At 48.2% G+C, this 15,237-nt stretch carries 9 protein-coding genes; all 9 read right to left on the reverse strand.

Going from position 1 to position 15,237, the window contains the following annotated elements:
- Nucleotides 1-574: 574 nt before the first annotated feature.
- The 9 genes from ACO6UY_RS03960 to ACO6UY_RS04000 all read right to left on the reverse strand — a co-directional run bounded on the left by ACO6UY_RS03960 (nucleotide 575) and on the right by ACO6UY_RS04000 (nucleotide 15,156).
- Entirely contained in the window at nucleotides 575-2,503 is a 1,929-nt protein-coding gene (locus tag ACO6UY_RS03960) for a hypothetical protein (protein ID WP_422489127.1), read from the reverse strand.
- A 1,072-nt stretch (nucleotides 2,504-3,575) separates the two neighbouring features.
- Entirely contained in the window at nucleotides 3,576-4,352 is a 777-nt protein-coding gene (locus tag ACO6UY_RS03965; RefSeq protein ID WP_422450504.1) for a ferredoxin--NADP reductase, read from the reverse strand.
- A gap of 237 nt (nucleotides 4,353-4,589) precedes the next feature.
- Entirely contained in the window at nucleotides 4,590-4,946 is a 357-nt protein-coding gene (gene rplT, locus ACO6UY_RS03970) for a 50S ribosomal protein L20 (protein WP_066018014.1), read from the reverse strand.
- Between the two features lie 35 nt (nucleotides 4,947-4,981).
- Nucleotides 4,982-5,173: a 50S ribosomal protein L35 gene (rpmI, locus tag ACO6UY_RS03975; RefSeq protein ID WP_066018013.1), complete on the reverse strand. Its 192-nt coding sequence runs from the start codon at nucleotides 5,171-5,173 to the stop codon at nucleotides 4,982-4,984.
- A gap of 164 nt (nucleotides 5,174-5,337) precedes the next feature.
- Nucleotides 5,338-5,880, reverse strand: a complete 543-nt coding sequence (gene infC, locus ACO6UY_RS03980) for a translation initiation factor IF-3 (protein WP_257284275.1) — start codon at nucleotides 5,878-5,880, stop codon at nucleotides 5,338-5,340.
- Nucleotides 5,881-6,001: 121 nt separating this feature from the next.
- On the reverse strand, nucleotides 6,002-7,924 hold the full coding sequence (gene thrS, locus ACO6UY_RS03985) for a threonine--tRNA ligase (RefSeq protein WP_422450503.1): 1,923 nt from the start codon (nucleotides 7,922-7,924) through the stop codon (nucleotides 6,002-6,004).
- Nucleotides 7,925-8,179: 255 nt separating this feature from the next.
- Nucleotides 8,180-11,593: a hypothetical protein gene (locus ACO6UY_RS03990; protein WP_422489129.1), complete on the reverse strand. Its 3,414-nt coding sequence runs from the start codon at nucleotides 11,591-11,593 to the stop codon at nucleotides 8,180-8,182.
- Between the two features lie 132 nt (nucleotides 11,594-11,725).
- Nucleotides 11,726-13,063 (reverse strand): HlyD family type I secretion periplasmic adaptor subunit, encoded by a 1,338-nt coding sequence (locus ACO6UY_RS03995; RefSeq protein WP_422450501.1) that lies wholly within the window; start codon nucleotides 13,061-13,063, stop codon nucleotides 11,726-11,728.
- Nucleotides 13,060-15,156, reverse strand: a complete 2,097-nt coding sequence (locus ACO6UY_RS04000; RefSeq protein WP_422489131.1) for a type I secretion system permease/ATPase — start codon at nucleotides 15,154-15,156, stop codon at nucleotides 13,060-13,062. The genes ACO6UY_RS03995 and ACO6UY_RS04000 overlap by 4 nt, the downstream gene beginning before the upstream one ends.
- Between the last annotated feature and the right edge of the window lie 81 nt (nucleotides 15,157-15,237).

The following is a 15,237-nucleotide window of genomic DNA, read 5'->3' on the forward strand; positions in this document are numbered from 1 at the left end:
GGTCACGTTTTGACAGATCCTTGCAGTGCTCTTGCCAATTCTGAAAACAATCCATGTGCATCAGGTGTTTGCATTTAGCTAAGATAAACACGTCTTTTTCTTGCCAGGAGTGAATGTTTTTTGGTTCAACAGGCAAACTGTAAGGTATAACAGTGCTCAGACAAACTGTACAATTGTGTTTATCGGCTTGACATATCGAGTGATATGAAACTGACATAATCTACATCCTCAATACAAGCAGTTAGATTTTAATGTTGTTGACAAGCTATTCCGGATTGATACTGTCGTCTACATTAAGAACAGTGAGGTAAGCAATAAAGTTCCATTTATATCCAGTCCATTCATCACCCGGAACTTAGCCTGATTAAAATACTTAGTCATTGTTCTTAATGATGCTTAAGAATAGTTGAAAATGAGATTATGTGTTTTTTTTGACCTGTCAGAAAGCTTGTACGACTTTGTCCCCCCAGTTTTAAAACCTTTCGCTCTTTACGTTTATCCAGTTCTGCGACATCGTTATAGGAATGTAAGTACCAGTTGTGCAGCTGGCACATGCTTTCATTTGGTTAACTACTTAGCCACAGCGGATTTTTTCAGCGGTAAACATACAGAGAATACCGAGCTGATATAAGTCTTCCTCATTTTGCGGTGCGACGAATACCCTTTGATCATCCATAACAACTTTATCAATCACCGGTTGTTCATCATTCTCTGGTAATCGGTCCCTGCCATTTATCAAACACCGGTAGTGACGTGTTCTTACATCTCTGTCCTCAACATAAAACACTTTGGCCACAATCCTGTAGCTTTGGATAACGTCTTCTGGCGGAAGAGAGTCGTCAGGGCTGGCCTTTCTGCAGGTTAACTGAAAATCCTGAGTGACATCATGGGCTAATTTTTCCGCAAATTTTGCCCGGTCACATGGATCGGAGAGCATCTTTAGCTGAACCGTGATCACCTCCGGAACATCTTCCACCAATAGTACCTGCCGCTCTTGAAGAACATCCCACAGGAGGTCTCCTGAGCCCGTCTCTTTTGCCCTGGACAGAGCGGCCGGGAGGTTATTGATTGCATGTCTGAAATTATTACAATTTATGGTTATTTTCTGGTGCTCATTGTCAGGTATACCTTTCAGGGAAAGCGCATCATCCAGAAGCATTTGAATGGAGCAATCATCTCTTTCAGCCTGCTCAGGAGAAACCGAGACGGAATAAATCAACGTGTCAGGTTGAACTATATCTTCTATCTGAGAGACTCCGGAGGTGTTCACGGGAGTTGTCCGTGGGTCATCAGTGATCATTAATATATCGGAGTCCCTCATAATCTGCCGTTCAGTTAAAACCCTGAATGCACATTTTTTCAGCTGCTCTGCGGGGATAACCAATTTTAATAGTGGTGCTAAAAACTCAGCTGAATCCTGGGGTGGTAATTTGTTCAGGGGTAAAACCGGTAGTTCATTATTCTGGTCAAGTTCTTGAGAGAACAAACTCTCTGTGTTTTTTTTGTTTTCTGCCTGCAGCAGGAGTCGGGTAGTTATATACTCTGCATAATTTTCATGGAAATTTTCAAAGCCCATGAAAATATTATCAGAAGCACAAGCAGAGCATAACGTTAACAACAGCTCATAGGTTTTTTGCATTTTCGAGTACTGTTTTTTTAAATGCTGGTTTTCCAAAGTGACCAGACACTTTCTGAGCGCATTAGTTAACAGCTGTTTTTTTACTTTTATGTCTGATGCCTTTTTGATCAATGTCAGGCATAATTCAGGAGTGAGTTTTTTCAGTGGAATTGCTTTTTTTCCCGGACCCGGGGATATATACCCTTCATTTTGATCTAGCGCAGTATCGCGGGCACCCTCAGCCGCCTGTGGATGTAAGGGAGCTGCAAGTAAAGAAATATAGCGTGAAACCAGAATTTGCCAGATCGAAACGGCGGCAAAGCAGGTGTTACCAAAGTTTGAAAATCCTTCCATAGAGTTGACTGACGAGAGGAGTGCGCCCAGCGGACGATGAGTGAACAACTTAAGAAGCCGTTGTTGTTCTTTTCTCCCGGCCATTTCCTGTATGGCTTGTGCATCAAAGCCAAGGACTGTTTCTATCGCCTTTACTTCGTTTTTCAGTGACCATAAAACAGGAAGGTATGCTAACGTTGCTGAGGTTGGAGCGAGTAGCCTGGTCAGGGCTTTGGGAATAACATCATAGTGATACCAAGGTATGGCGCTGTATTGCGAAGGATGAGTCAAGGTTCTTTTCATGTATGTGCCAGGATCTAAAATCTGAAAGAACGATTCTTCACCAAACCTTTGGTAATATTTCTTTAACATCTGCTGTATCCCATTATTCAAACTTTCCAGATGCTCAGGATTTACGTCTGGCATTGATCCTTTATAGCGATGAAGTGTCTTTAACGTTGTGTAGATTATCTCCTGGATAATGGAGCGCAATGCTCTGGGGCAATAATTCCAGTATTTTTGGGGGTTTTCATCAATCGCCTGAATTTTCACACTCATATAATTAAGCCACTCTTCATCTTCTTCCCCTTGACCCAGGTCAGCGCAGCATCTGATCAATGAATGTGTAAATTTTTCCCATACGCCTTCTCCTTTTATGATTGCCTCAAGGCTATTTATTATTTTCAGGCTGCCGATTTCCAGTTCCTTTTCAGGCTGTGATTTTTTGTCTTTGGTTATTTGGGATTTCCCTGTTGTTCCGGGCTGATCATTAAGCGTTACTGGTTCAATAGATATATCTACAGGAAGGGGGGATATATCTTTCTGCTGAGGTCGTGATGACGGTATTCGTACCCCACATACCATTTGGTTACTGGTTGAGCGCTGGCAAAGTCTTGCATGAAGAGTATCTTTTATCTCTTTTAGATTGAGCAGGCTGCTTGTTTTTCTTACGCAACATTCTTCATTACTCCGCTTCAATGCCCGCTTCGGATAGAATGCAGTGGTCGTTTTATCGTCAGACTGTTGTTCAGGTAGCAGGGGTTCATGTGAACCGGAGGCAGCGTAAGTGCATTCAGGTGAAATTTGGGGATCCATATGACGGTTCTTTGTTCGAGTTAGACCCTCTTAGTGTAGTTCTGTAATTAAGCTCTATAGATATAACAGCTTGTTGTAAGTAATGTGAAATTTATTGGCAGGAAACAGCGGATGGGAAATGCGGCAGTGTGATTACTGCCTATCCTTTGGTTTTTAAAATAGCCGTCTGGATAACCGCTATTTCAGGGCCTGTTGACGTTTCGTTGCGTGCTCAGCGTATCAGGGCGCTCCTATGACGAGGCGCAGCATTGGAGGAAGGCTGGTTGCCTTTCAAAATGCTGCAACGAAGTCATAGGGGCACCCTGATACGCCCGAAGGGTGGCTCAGAAAGGCGCCATCTGCTTTGTCAGACTTGCTTGGCGTAGAATAACTACGCTCTGCACAAGTCTTTCGCGCAGATGACGCCTTTCTGAGCCAGACTGCGCGTCCCGCTGAGCACGCAACGAAACGTCAACAGGCCCTTACCATTAAGGACAGGCACTTTCAGACTCAATCGGATTTTTAACCGGACAAAATGACTATCAGACAATTATTTCTCAACGAAAGCCCTCTCAATCACATAATCAGCCACATCTCCGGTATGCGCCGATGCAGTAAAGCCGAGGTTATCGAGAATATCACAGGTATCATTGAGCATGGCCTGACTGCCACAGATCATGGCTTTATCGGTTTGTGGGTTCAGTGGTGGCAGGTCCAGGTCATTGCACAACCGACCACTGGTAATCAGATCTGTCAGTCGACCGGTATTTCTGAACAGCTCACGGGTAACGGTTGGGTAGTAGACCAGCTTCTGACGAATCTCTTCTCCCAGGTATTCATGGTGAGGCAATTCATCCAGCAGGTAGTCATGATAAGCCAGTTCACTGACGTAACGAACACCATGAACAAGTATGACCTTCTCAAACCGCTCATAGGTTTCAGGGTCTTTGATAATGCTCATAAACGGCGCAAGACCTGTACCGGTGGCAAACAGGAACAGATTCTGGGCCGGCTTCAAATCACCCACCACCAGGGTGCCCACCGGCTTGCGACTGACCAGCACGGAATCCCCCGGCTGTAAATGCTGAAGTCTGGAAGTCAGAGGCCCATCAGGCACCTTGATACTGAGGAACTCCAGGTGCTCCTCATAGTTGGCACTGGCGATACTGTATGCCCGCATCAACGGCTTCCCATCCACTTCAAGGCCCAGCATGACAAAATGACCATTATGAAATTTGAGCGATGAGTCACGGGTGGTGGTGAAGCTGAACAAAGTATCATTCCAATGCTTCACGGTTAACACGGTTTCTTGATAAAATGCTGACATACTTTGCTTCTTTTTCGTTGTTTGCGTCCTTACCAAAGATGACTTCGGAATCCATATCCGACGGTGGAGCAAGGTCCTTCTTATCAGCGACCTTAAAAACCAGAGGTAACTTTAGCAAAATTCGGGAAAAAATGCTGGCCTCATTCTCTGCCAACAGGAAATGAGTCTGAATGAATCACAAACAAAAAAAGGAGACCCACAAAAGCAGGTCTCCCTCATACAAACCGGTATAAAAACTTAAGCCAGAGCAGCTTTCGCCTTTTCCACCAGCTGGCCAAAAATCGCCTTGTCGTGAACGGCCAGATCAGCCAGAACCTTACGGTCGATTTCGATAGCCGCTTTCTTCATACCTGCGATGAAACGGCTGTAAGACAGGCCATTCATGCGAGCGCCGGCATTGATACGGGCAATCCACAGAGCGCGGAACTGACGCTTACGCTGACGACGGTCGCGGTAAGCATACTGACCAGCTTTGGTAACTGCCTGCTTGGCTACGCGGAATACACGTGAACGTGCACCGTAATAACCTTTAGCCTGCTTCAGAACTTTCTTGTGACGACGGCGCGCAATGACGCCACGCTTAACACGTGCCATGAATTATCTCTCCTGTAAAATGATCAAAAAAGCGATTAGTCGCGCAGCATACGCTTAACGAGACCCTGATCGGCCGGAGATACCAGTGAGGTACCACGCAGCTGACGCTTACGCTTGGTGGTCATCTTGGTCAGGATGTGACTCTTGAAGGCACCTTTACGCTTGTAACCGGAAGCGGTTTTCTTGAAACGCTTCGCGGCTCCACTGTTGGTTTTCATCTTTGGCATGAAAAACACTCCGCATTCGCGACCACTGATCTGCGAAACCAGCGTCGGGACAATTAAAAATACTGCCGCCAAAAGCCGAAGCCCTCAACCGGCACGAAGCACTAAAAAAAACGGCCAGACCCGATACCCTCAACGGACACCAAACCCAAACGCCGTTTTTTTAATTACTTCTTCTTTTTAGGGGCAATCACCATGATCAGTTGACGGCCTTCCATTTTCGGATGCTGTTCAACGGTTCCGATTTCTTCCAGGTCTTTTTCAACCCGTTTCATCAGTTCCATGCCCAGCTCCTGGTGAGCCATCTCACGACCACGAAAACGAAGGGAGACCTTCGCCTTGTTGCCCTCAGTAAGGAAACGTACCAGGTTGCGCAGTTTTACCTGATAATCCCCTTCTTCGGTACCCGGGCGAAACTTGATTTCTTTCACCTGGATCAAAGTCTGCTTTTTCTTGGCCGCAGCCTTCTGCTTTTTCGATTCGTACTGGTGCTTACCATAATCCAGGATCTTACAGACCGGTGGCTCACTGGTCGCATTGATCTCAACCAGATCCAGCCCCGCTTCCACAGCCATGCTTAACGCATCTTGTATATCAACTACACCGACCTGTTCTCCGTCGGCCCCAATGAGGCGGACCTCTTTTGCACGGATATTTTCATTAATCGGAGCCTTTACTGGGCGACGATCACGGAAGCTGTTGCGTCTGATGGTTGTATCTCCTGTGTAAGCAACATAGTAAGTCCCGCAAAGCCTCTTGGACTAAAGAGTTGCCAGACCATCAGGCAACCCGGGACAGTTTTCTCGAAGTGCATCGGAAAGCGGCACAGCCTCAGGCAGTGCGACCACGCTTGAGGACATCTGCCTGCAGGCGTTCCTGGAACGCTTCGATGGACATTACGCCCAGATCCTCACCGGTGCGGGTACGGACCGCCACGGTATTGTCTTCCATTTCCTTATCACCGATCACCAGCAGATAAGGAACCTTCATTAAAGTATGCTCGCGGATTTTAAAGCCGATTTTCTCGTTTCTCAAGTCCGCTTTTGCCCTGATGCCCTGTTCCGAGAGGTTTTTTTCCAATTTTCTGGCGTAATCGGCCTGACGATCAGTGATATTGAGGATAGCAGCCTGCATGGGAGCCAACCAAACCGGCATGGCACCTTCATAATGCTCGATCAGAATACCGATAAAGCGCTCGAAGGATCCCAGGGTTGCGCGGTGCAGCATAACCGGCGTTTTGCGCTCTCCGTGTTCGTCCACATATTCCGCACCCAGTCGACCCGGCATGGAGAAATCCACCTGAATGGTGCCACATTGCCACACCCGGCCAATACAGTCTTTCAGGGAAAATTCGATCTTCGGTCCGTAGAAAGCACCTTCACCGGGCAGTTCATCCCATGGCAGCTGCTGGGCATCCAGGGCTTCAGCCAGGGCTTTTTCGGCTTTATCCCAGATTTCGTCGGAACCTACGCGCTTTTCAGGGCGGGTAGACAGCTTGTAAATCAGGTTTTCACGGGCAAAACCGAAGTCGTCGTAAACACTGTGCAGGAAGTCGATGAACTCACAGACTTCTGACTGAATCTGGTCTTCCGTGGCAAAAATATGGGCATCGTCCTGGACAAAGCCACGCACCCGCATCAGGCCGTGCAGGGAACCGGAAGGTTCGTTACGGTGGCAGGAACCAAATTCAGCCAGTCGCAGCGGCAGGTCACGGTAGCTCTTCAGGCCCTGGTTAAAGACCTGCACGTGGCAGGGACAGTTCATGGGCTTAATGGCCATGTCCTTGTTTTCAGAGCTGGTGGTAAACATGCCATCGGCGTATTTATCCCAGTGACCGGACTTCTCCCACAGGCTGCGGTCCACCAGCTGGGGGGTTTTGATCTCTTCATAACCGGCCAGGCGCTGTTTGTTGCGCATGTACTGTTCCAGTTCCTGGTAGATCACCCAGCCGTTAGGGTGCCAGAACACCATTCCCGGTGCTTCTTCCTGCATGTGGAACAGGTCCAGCTTCTTGGCCAGTTTGCGGTGGTCGCGTTTTTCCGCTTCTTCCAGACGGTGCAGGTAGGCCTTCAGGGCTTTCTTGTCTTCCCAGGCAGTACCGTAGACGCGGGTCAGCATTTCATTATTGGAATCACCGCGCCAGTAGGCACCGGCCACCCGCATCAGTTTGAACGCTTTCAACTTACCGGTGGAAGGCACGTGTGGGCCACGGCAGAGGTCCATCCACTCACCCTGGCGGTAGACAGAGATCTCTTCGCTGGCGGGCAGGTCGTTGATAATCTCAACCTTGTACTCTTCGCCCATGGCTTTAAAGGCGCTGATGGCTTCTTCACGGCTCATCACCACACGCTCGATAGAGAGATCCTGTTTGGCCAGCTCTTCCATGCGTTTTTCAATTTTGGACAAATCATCCATATTGAAAGCGCGCTCGTAGGAGAAGTCGTAGTAGAAGCCGTTTTCAATCACTGGCCCAATGGTCACCTGGGCACCAGGAAACAGGTCCTGCACGGCCATAGCCAGCAGGTGCGCGGTAGAGTGACGAATAACATCCACACCCTCTTGATCACGGGTGGTAATGATGGATAAATCAGAATCTTCGGCAATTTTGGCGCTGGCATCCACCAGTTCACCATTGACGCGGCCGGCGAGGGTCGCCTTGGCCAGCCCCGGACCGATGTCCTGGGCGACTTCCATTACGGATACTGCATCAGCAAACTCACGTTTGCTGCCATCGGGAAGCGTAATAACAGGCATGAAGGAGTCCTTACATTGTAATCACTATACAGTGGCAACCGGTACCGGAGGCTGCTTGTTCTATTGCTCGTGCCAACCCATACGCAGGGCTGAGAGCCAAAAACCAGTGGCAATCCATACCAGGGATTGCATGAATTTTCTCAACGTTCATCAGGAACTGTTGGTTGATAAAACCGGGGGAGAAAATTGCAGGTCTAACGTTATATCATCGTAGTGAATACACGAATATGTCAATAAAAGATCTTTAAAACGCATTTACACTTCAGAAGACTTTATTCTCAACTGACCGATACGTTCCATTAAGTTGCCCCATTTCGTCAAATCCGCTTCATTAACATCAAATTGTGCTGCTTCCCTGCTCAGGCGCTCACGCAGCTGAGTATAAACGCTCTTCTGATAAGTGATGGCTGCTTCTGTGCTGGCACTGGACCCGGAGCGAGGACCATAAAAGCCGAGTTTCTTCATAAGTTCAGAGCGGGCAGTCATGACCCTGGCAACCACCCTTCTGATGGAGAGCAAGTCATCCTGCTGATCAAAAAGGCTATTCAGATCACTCTCCATAATATGCAAGATAAAATCCCCCGTATCCCGCAACTGCAAGACAGAGCAATCATTCATCAACTCTACCGCCTTTTCATACATCTCCACAGTCGACCTGAGTGCCTTAAGTAATGAATTCATCTCATCTTGTGATGGCAAGCTCATGGCTAATGATAAAAGTGACGCTTCTTTTGGTATTTTATATTCGTTTTCTGACAGCCAGTTTTTTGCATCGCCAGATTTTTTCACCACGTCATCGGGAATATGTTGTGCAATAAGATCCAGTAGATGTTTAACCGGAGTGACTTTTGCTGTGACCGTGACCACCCGGGCAAGCAACTCGTGATACGGTTCCAGCAAAGCATTGCCACAGTCTGCCCATACACAGGCCCGATCAATCTTATCTTTACAGGCTTTCAGTGCAGACGCCCTGCTGGCTTCAGCCTCAGCAAGCTGGCCATCTTTATACAGCGATACGGCAACGGCCAATGCCTGTTCCCATGGACTGAGTTCCAACTTGATAGCATCGACTGCCGTCTCCCTGATGGGCGCGGTCACCAGACAATAACGCTGTTTCTCATTTTGCTCCTCATTTTGTTCCTCTGCTTGCTCAATGTCCCGGCCAGGCTTTTCTGGCGGATGGCTCTCTTTTTGCTGCATTCTCATCCGCGCTTCAAGTTGCTTGCTGCGTATATCCTCCTGCGCCTTACGTTTAGCAAGGACTAACTCACGACATGCCTTCTTGAATGCCAGCTCATCGTCGCCCAATATTTTCTCAGCGGAACGAACAGCCATGGCGATGCGGTCTTGCTTCCCGGGTGCCGGTGAGAACCACGATAGGCTCCGGCTATCTTCACCTTTTTTCTGGAGTGCATGTAATCCATCCCTCAAATCCATCACTGCCCGGGCAACTGTGAGACGGTTTACCCGCAAAGCCCCCGGAAAATCCATCAATTGGTGCAAATAACCAAAGGTTTCCTGTATCTGTATTGCCAGGTTATTAACTTCCTGCCAATTCAAGCCTGGCAGGGGCAAATCAAGTGGTAGTCGGTGAAGCGAGCTAATAATTGATGCAGAAATATCGTAGCAGCCATGATGATTAGAGGCAGACATAATGGTGGCAAGAGTACTGACTAACCGCTGCTGAAGGGTTACCGGAAGGGCTATTTTTTCCAATTCAACTGAGGTCAATACCACCAGACAAGTCTGCGGCAACAACTTCAGGATCGGTGAACCGCTACCCGCTTCATAGCGTGCAATGATTCTGCTGTCATGCTCAATCATGTCTGTTAATTTGAACAGAAGTGCACTCATTTGATTTTTTTCTTTGGGCATATAGACCAGATATTTAAGCATTAATGCCGCAATAATCGCCCTGACTTCATTTTGGCTCGCCACAGAACACTCACTCTGTTTCAGGGAGTCACCTAATTCATGAACTATCTTTTCAATAATGCCAGCCAGCCCTTCATAGCTGTAGTTAAAGCCCTCTTCAGGTTGTTTGACGTAGTAGCATTGGGCTCTGCCAAGGAAAGGACTGCGCCTGAAAGGGTGGCGCACTAATTCAGCGCTTTTCTCAGTACTGATAAGGTTGTTTAACCCGCTAATCACCCCATCAGGTATAGACAACTTCTCCAACCGTGCCCTCTGTTCGTCAGCGACAACGTTAGTGACTTTGGTTAAAGCCTGAATCGCTGCGGCAAATCCATAACGATCACTTCCTCTGGCACGCAGCCCCTTTGCACTGCCTTTTTTCCGGGCATTTTTTGTTCGTTCAGGCGCATTAACTCCCCGTCGTTGCCTTCTTCCCCTGCTTTTGCTGTCACCGTTGCTTTCATTATTTGCTTCAGACTGTTCAACTTTCGAGCCCTGGTGTGCAATTCCGGTTCCCGCCGATTCAAAGGATGACAGTATGTCTGCAATCAGGGAAAAGCCAAGGTCCTGAATGGCATCGGTATCTTTTATTAGACTGCTACCGTTGTTCAACACCAAATGTGCAGGACCTGATCGAAGTGCGACAGGTGTTACGGTTTCACCTGGAGAAGACGGTGTCGAATCACCAGGCTGATCTTCAACTACTCCCTGCTCACCGGGCTGCATTACCGATGTTATAGCCGAGGCCTCAAGATCACCTGGTACGTTTATCTCAAATGGTTGCGAAAAAGACACTGTTGGAACATGGGGAGTACCAGAACAGTATTCGGGTTGCCAGGCAATTGCTAATGGCGGATAAACGGGTTGGGCCATATTGGCTGTGCAATAGGTATAGTAAACCTCTGGATGCAGATAAACCGGCTGTTGTGAGTAGATCCATTGCTGAATTGCAGGACAAAGGCACCAGGCTTCCTCATCGGTTATTGCCTGGGATTGGAATTCGGTCTCAATAATATTGTACGCACAGGGATTATTAACCAAACCAGCAAACTGTTGATTCAGCCATGCGCCCCAGGCTTCAGTGGATATTCTGAGTGTTACAGGCTTTCCCTCAGAGGGTTGATAGGTGTGATCTCCAATATTCAGGTTTACGGGGGCGTCAAGCGTTAATAACCTGATTGAAAAGAACTCTTCGCCATTGAACAGATAATGAAACTTCTCTTCCTGAAGTACCCCTGTTTCAGAAAAAGAAGAAACACGAGCGTCTTCTTTTTTCTCTTTATGCAAAAAACGCCCCATTAACCTGGTTAAATCCTTGCATTGCCCGGGGCTTACCACGACATCCATCTGCCAGCTACTGAGAAAGTCTTCACCCCTGAGAGCTGGCACCTGAGCTACTGAAGACTGCATTTCTGAAACCATGGGCTGGCGAAACGCCCTGACAAATACGCCCGTTACCGCCGGCAAACCGGATATATCTTTACTGACAATGGATAAAAAACCGATAGCCTGATTAATCAGCGCTGTACGTAAGTTGCCAATGTCATGATCAGGGGGAGTAATAACACTCTGAATTTTATCAGCAGGCGGTAAAGCCTTAACCTGCCTGTCATGCAGAGTTCCGGAATCATCCATTGCACCAGAATTACTGGCACCACCCACGATATTGACGCCCAATGTCTCATGACTATCTTCCGGCAGGGTTTGTGGGCCAGCAGAGTAGCTGTCAACGGGGTGATTATTAGAGGGTTCCATCCGATTACATCTCCTGAATCATGAACTGATTACAGTTTGAGTCCCAAAGACGGGTTTAGTTCCTTTTTGTATCTGAAGATAAAAAAGTCAGTAAAACTAACGTTCTTGTTAGTGACTGAACTGATCTCTGTTCTATATTCCAAAACTTCTCAGCAAAGGCCTTATAAAATACTCAAGCACACTTTTGTTCCCCGTCACAATATCGGTTACCCCTGTCATGCCAGGAATCAACAGCAAGGAGCTATTATCACCCGACAGCACTATTCGAACCCGGTAATACGGCAGCCCTTTTTCATCCTCCAGCGTGTCAACACTGATCGTATCCACAGTTCCTTTCAAACTTCCGAATGTGGCAAATTCATAAGCCGTTAACTTAATCAGAGCCATTTGCCCTGACTGCAGGAAGGCAATATCCGCCGGTTGAATGCGGGCTTCAAAAATAAGAGGGTCTTCTGCCGGTACAATCTCAACGACAGTGCTTCCTGGTTGAATAACACTGCCTTCTGTATGTACCTTTACCGTTTTGACTAACCCATCCACTGGTGCATACAACGCCGCCTTGCGAACCCGATCTTCCAGGCCTGCCTGCCCCTCCAGTAGTTTGCCGGAACGATCCCGTGTATCCTGCAGCTCTTTTTGTAAGTCTGCCCGGTAACGAATCACCAGATCATTACGACGCCCGATGGCCTCCTCCAATGCAGACTCAAGACGAGCAACCATCAACCGGGCATTGGTCAGATCCCCCTGAAGTTCATTTGCCCTTCGCTCAAGGTTAATAATCTCTACGCGGGTAATAACGCCATCATCCGTGAGCGGTTTCTTCAGTAATAACTCCTCATTGGCAAGCTGCAAGCTTCTGGTCAGCGTTTTTACTTTTTCCTTTAGCTCATTCAGTTCATGCTGCTTCTGAATCACTTGCTGGTCGAGAATAGTAACCTGACTGTTCAGTGCCGCCATTCGTTCATTCATCAGTGCTTTTTGTTGCAGTGCCTGTTCAGGAAAATGTTTTTGAAAGTGTTCCGGGAAGTTGATGTCACGTTGTTCATCAGACCATAAACCACTTAGCATCCCAGCCAGTGCCGCTAATTCTGATTCCAGCCTGGCCACAGAGCCCTGCAGGCTTTCCAGCTCAGATTCATTCACCCGAAAGGAAGATTGATAGCGCGTTTCATCAATCTGCAAGAGCAAATCCCCGGCATGGACAAACTCACCTTCCCTGACATGGACAGATTTCAGGGTTCCACCATCCAGACTCTGAACCTCCTGAACTCGACTGGAAGGAATAACTCGCCCATGGCCTGTGACGGTCTCATCCATCATAGCCAGCCAACTCCAGGCAATTAATGAAGCAACAAAGAAAACCATCAGCCAGATAAACCAGCGTGAAGTAACGGTAATGTCCATCAGCTGAGCCTGCTGCCGGTTACTGGCGGTTAACTGCAACCATTCCGACCATGATTTTGCTTTCATGCCTGCGGTTCTCTGATATAGACAGGCTGATCAGATACCAGTTTGCCGCCGTCCAACATAATGACACGATCAACAACAGACAACAGGCTGCTTCTATGGGTGATGATAATCAGAGTTACATTGTTCGGTAAGCTCTTGAGTGTCTTCTGAACCCGGGCATCCATCAGGCTATCCATATGAGCAGAGGGCTCATCAAGAATCAGGATATCCGGTTTGGACAGCATGGCACGAGCCAATGCAACGGCTCGCCGTTGACCACCAGAGAGTTGTCGTCCACCTTCGCCCACGGGGTATTCCAGGGCAGCCAAAGAGTCGCCGGTGAAGAGTGTTACACCACAGTCTCTCGCAGTGGTCAGCAGATCTTCCCCGGAGAAACTGGAAGCCCCCATTGTGATGTTATCCATCACTGAACCATGAAATAGCCAGGGATCCTGGGCCAGAAAGCCTATTTTCGCCCTCAGGGTTGCCGGATGAATATCCCCCTGGGCAATACTGTCCAGAAATACCTGTCCATGGTCGGGTTGATAGAGTGCCGCCAGAATACGGGCAAGCGTTGATTTGCCCGAGCCAGAGCGCCCTACTACAGCCACTTTCTCACCACTGTTGATGGACACGGATACATTAGAAAGCGCAGGAATAACACTGTCAGGGTAAGAAAACGACAACTGTTTTAACTTGAGATTCCCATGAAATTTTTTAACCCGGCGATGGGCCATTTGCGTACTCTGCTCGTCAGGTGCTCGCATCAACTGGTTTATCACCATAAAAGCACTGCGAGCCTGGTAATATCGTGTACCCAACAGGGCCAGTTGCATAAAAGGCGTTATCGCCCTGCCAGAAAGCATCATAACGGCTATCAATGCGCCCATATTCATTGTGCCAGAGCTGATGAAGATCACGCCGAAATAAACAATTGCAACTGTTGCCAATTGCTGCAGCCAGGTTGCCAGCGCAGTAACATTGCCGGTCATTGCCCGGGTTTTAAGCCCCCAGGTTGCCATATGCCCGGTTGCCTGCTCCCAGCGTTGCTGAAAACGACTCTGTGCACCGGCAAGCCGCAAGCTTTCAAGGCCGTTAATACTTTCCACAAGATCCCCATGCTTTCGTGCCGAAAGTCGTTCGCTCTCTTCGATACTCTGACGGAGCCGGGGTTGAACTGCTGCACTGACAAACGACATAACAACAATAACCAGCAGGGGAATCCACACCAGCTGACCACCCATAAGCCCGATAACCAACAGAAACAGGATGGCAAATGGTAAGTCGACCATGGCTGTTAGCGTAGTGGAGGTGATAAACTCCCGAATAGCCTCAAAGTCCTGAATTTGCCGTGCAAATGAGCCTGTGGCCGCAGGAATAAGCGACATTCGGATTCCCATAATTTTGGCAAACAGCTGACTGGACATCAGCAGGTCGGATTTTTTCGCAGCTATATCAATAAACCGGGTGCGCAGCTGTCGGCAGATCAATTCGAAAGAGATAACAACCACCACACCGATGGTCAGTGTATTCAGCGTGGTCAGTGCCATACCGGGAATCACCCGGTCATAGATCAGACGAACAAACAGTGGCACCGCAAGGGCAAAAACATTGATCAGCAGAGACGCTAACAACACTTCCCGATAAATACGACGACATTCCAGTAACGAACCCCAGAACCAGTGATCTCGCCAGTCCGGTGGATAGTCCGGATCACGATCATCCTCAAACCTGGCGCGACTGAAAAAAACAATGCGGTTATCAATACTCTGGAGAAAGTCGTCAGGATGCAGACGCTCAGCGGTCATCCCAAGTTTCGGTTGACGGAACTCAACATACTCTTTGGTAATCTGCACCACAACGATGGGTGACTGTGCCAACCAGACAATACAGGGAAGGCACGAAGGTGGACAGTTTTCTTCCAGTGATCCATGGGATACCAGCGACCTGGTAAACAACGTAAGCCCTGCATTCACGGCAGCCCGCTCCAGATATTCTTCTGGAAACTTATCTGGTTGAACGGGCAACCCCGTCAGTACACTTTCTGCAATGACCCTGATCCCATGAAACCTGGCAATCCAGATCAAGCTGGTCAGTAAAGGGCTTTGCGCCATTGCAACTCCATCCAGAGACAGGTTCAGCATTATGCAAAACAGAGCCTAGGGTAGAAATGCCTCCCCCGCCATTCTCAGCCA

The organism is Endozoicomonas sp. ALE010 (assembly GCF_049310165.1).
Taxonomy (GTDB): Bacteria; Pseudomonadota; Gammaproteobacteria; order Pseudomonadales; family Endozoicomonadaceae; genus Endozoicomonas.

What these genes read in the sequence shown, in the direction of transcription:
- ACO6UY_RS03995 (WP_422450501.1), bottom strand. Translation starts at nt 13,063, where the DNA reads ATGAAAGCAAAATCATGGTCGGAATGGTTGCAGTTAACCGCCAGTAAC.
- ACO6UY_RS04000 (WP_422489131.1), bottom strand. Translation starts at nt 15,156, where the DNA reads ATGGCGCAAAGCCCTTTACTGACCAGCTTGATCTGGATTGCCAGGTTT.
- ACO6UY_RS03965 (WP_422450504.1), bottom strand. Translation starts at nt 4,352, where the DNA reads ATGTCAGCATTTTATCAAGAAACCGTGTTAACCGTGAAGCATTGGAAT.
- rpmI (WP_066018013.1), bottom strand. Translation starts at nt 5,173, where the DNA reads ATGCCAAAGATGAAAACCAACAGTGGAGCCGCGAAGCGTTTCAAGAAA.
- rplT (WP_066018014.1), bottom strand. Translation starts at nt 4,946, where the DNA reads ATGGCACGTGTTAAGCGTGGCGTCATTGCGCGCCGTCGTCACAAGAAA.
- thrS (WP_422450503.1), bottom strand. Translation starts at nt 7,924, where the DNA reads ATGCCTGTTATTACGCTTCCCGATGGCAGCAAACGTGAGTTTGCTGAT.
- ACO6UY_RS03990 (WP_422489129.1), bottom strand. Translation starts at nt 11,593, where the DNA reads ATGGAACCCTCTAATAATCACCCCGTTGACAGCTACTCTGCTGGCCCA.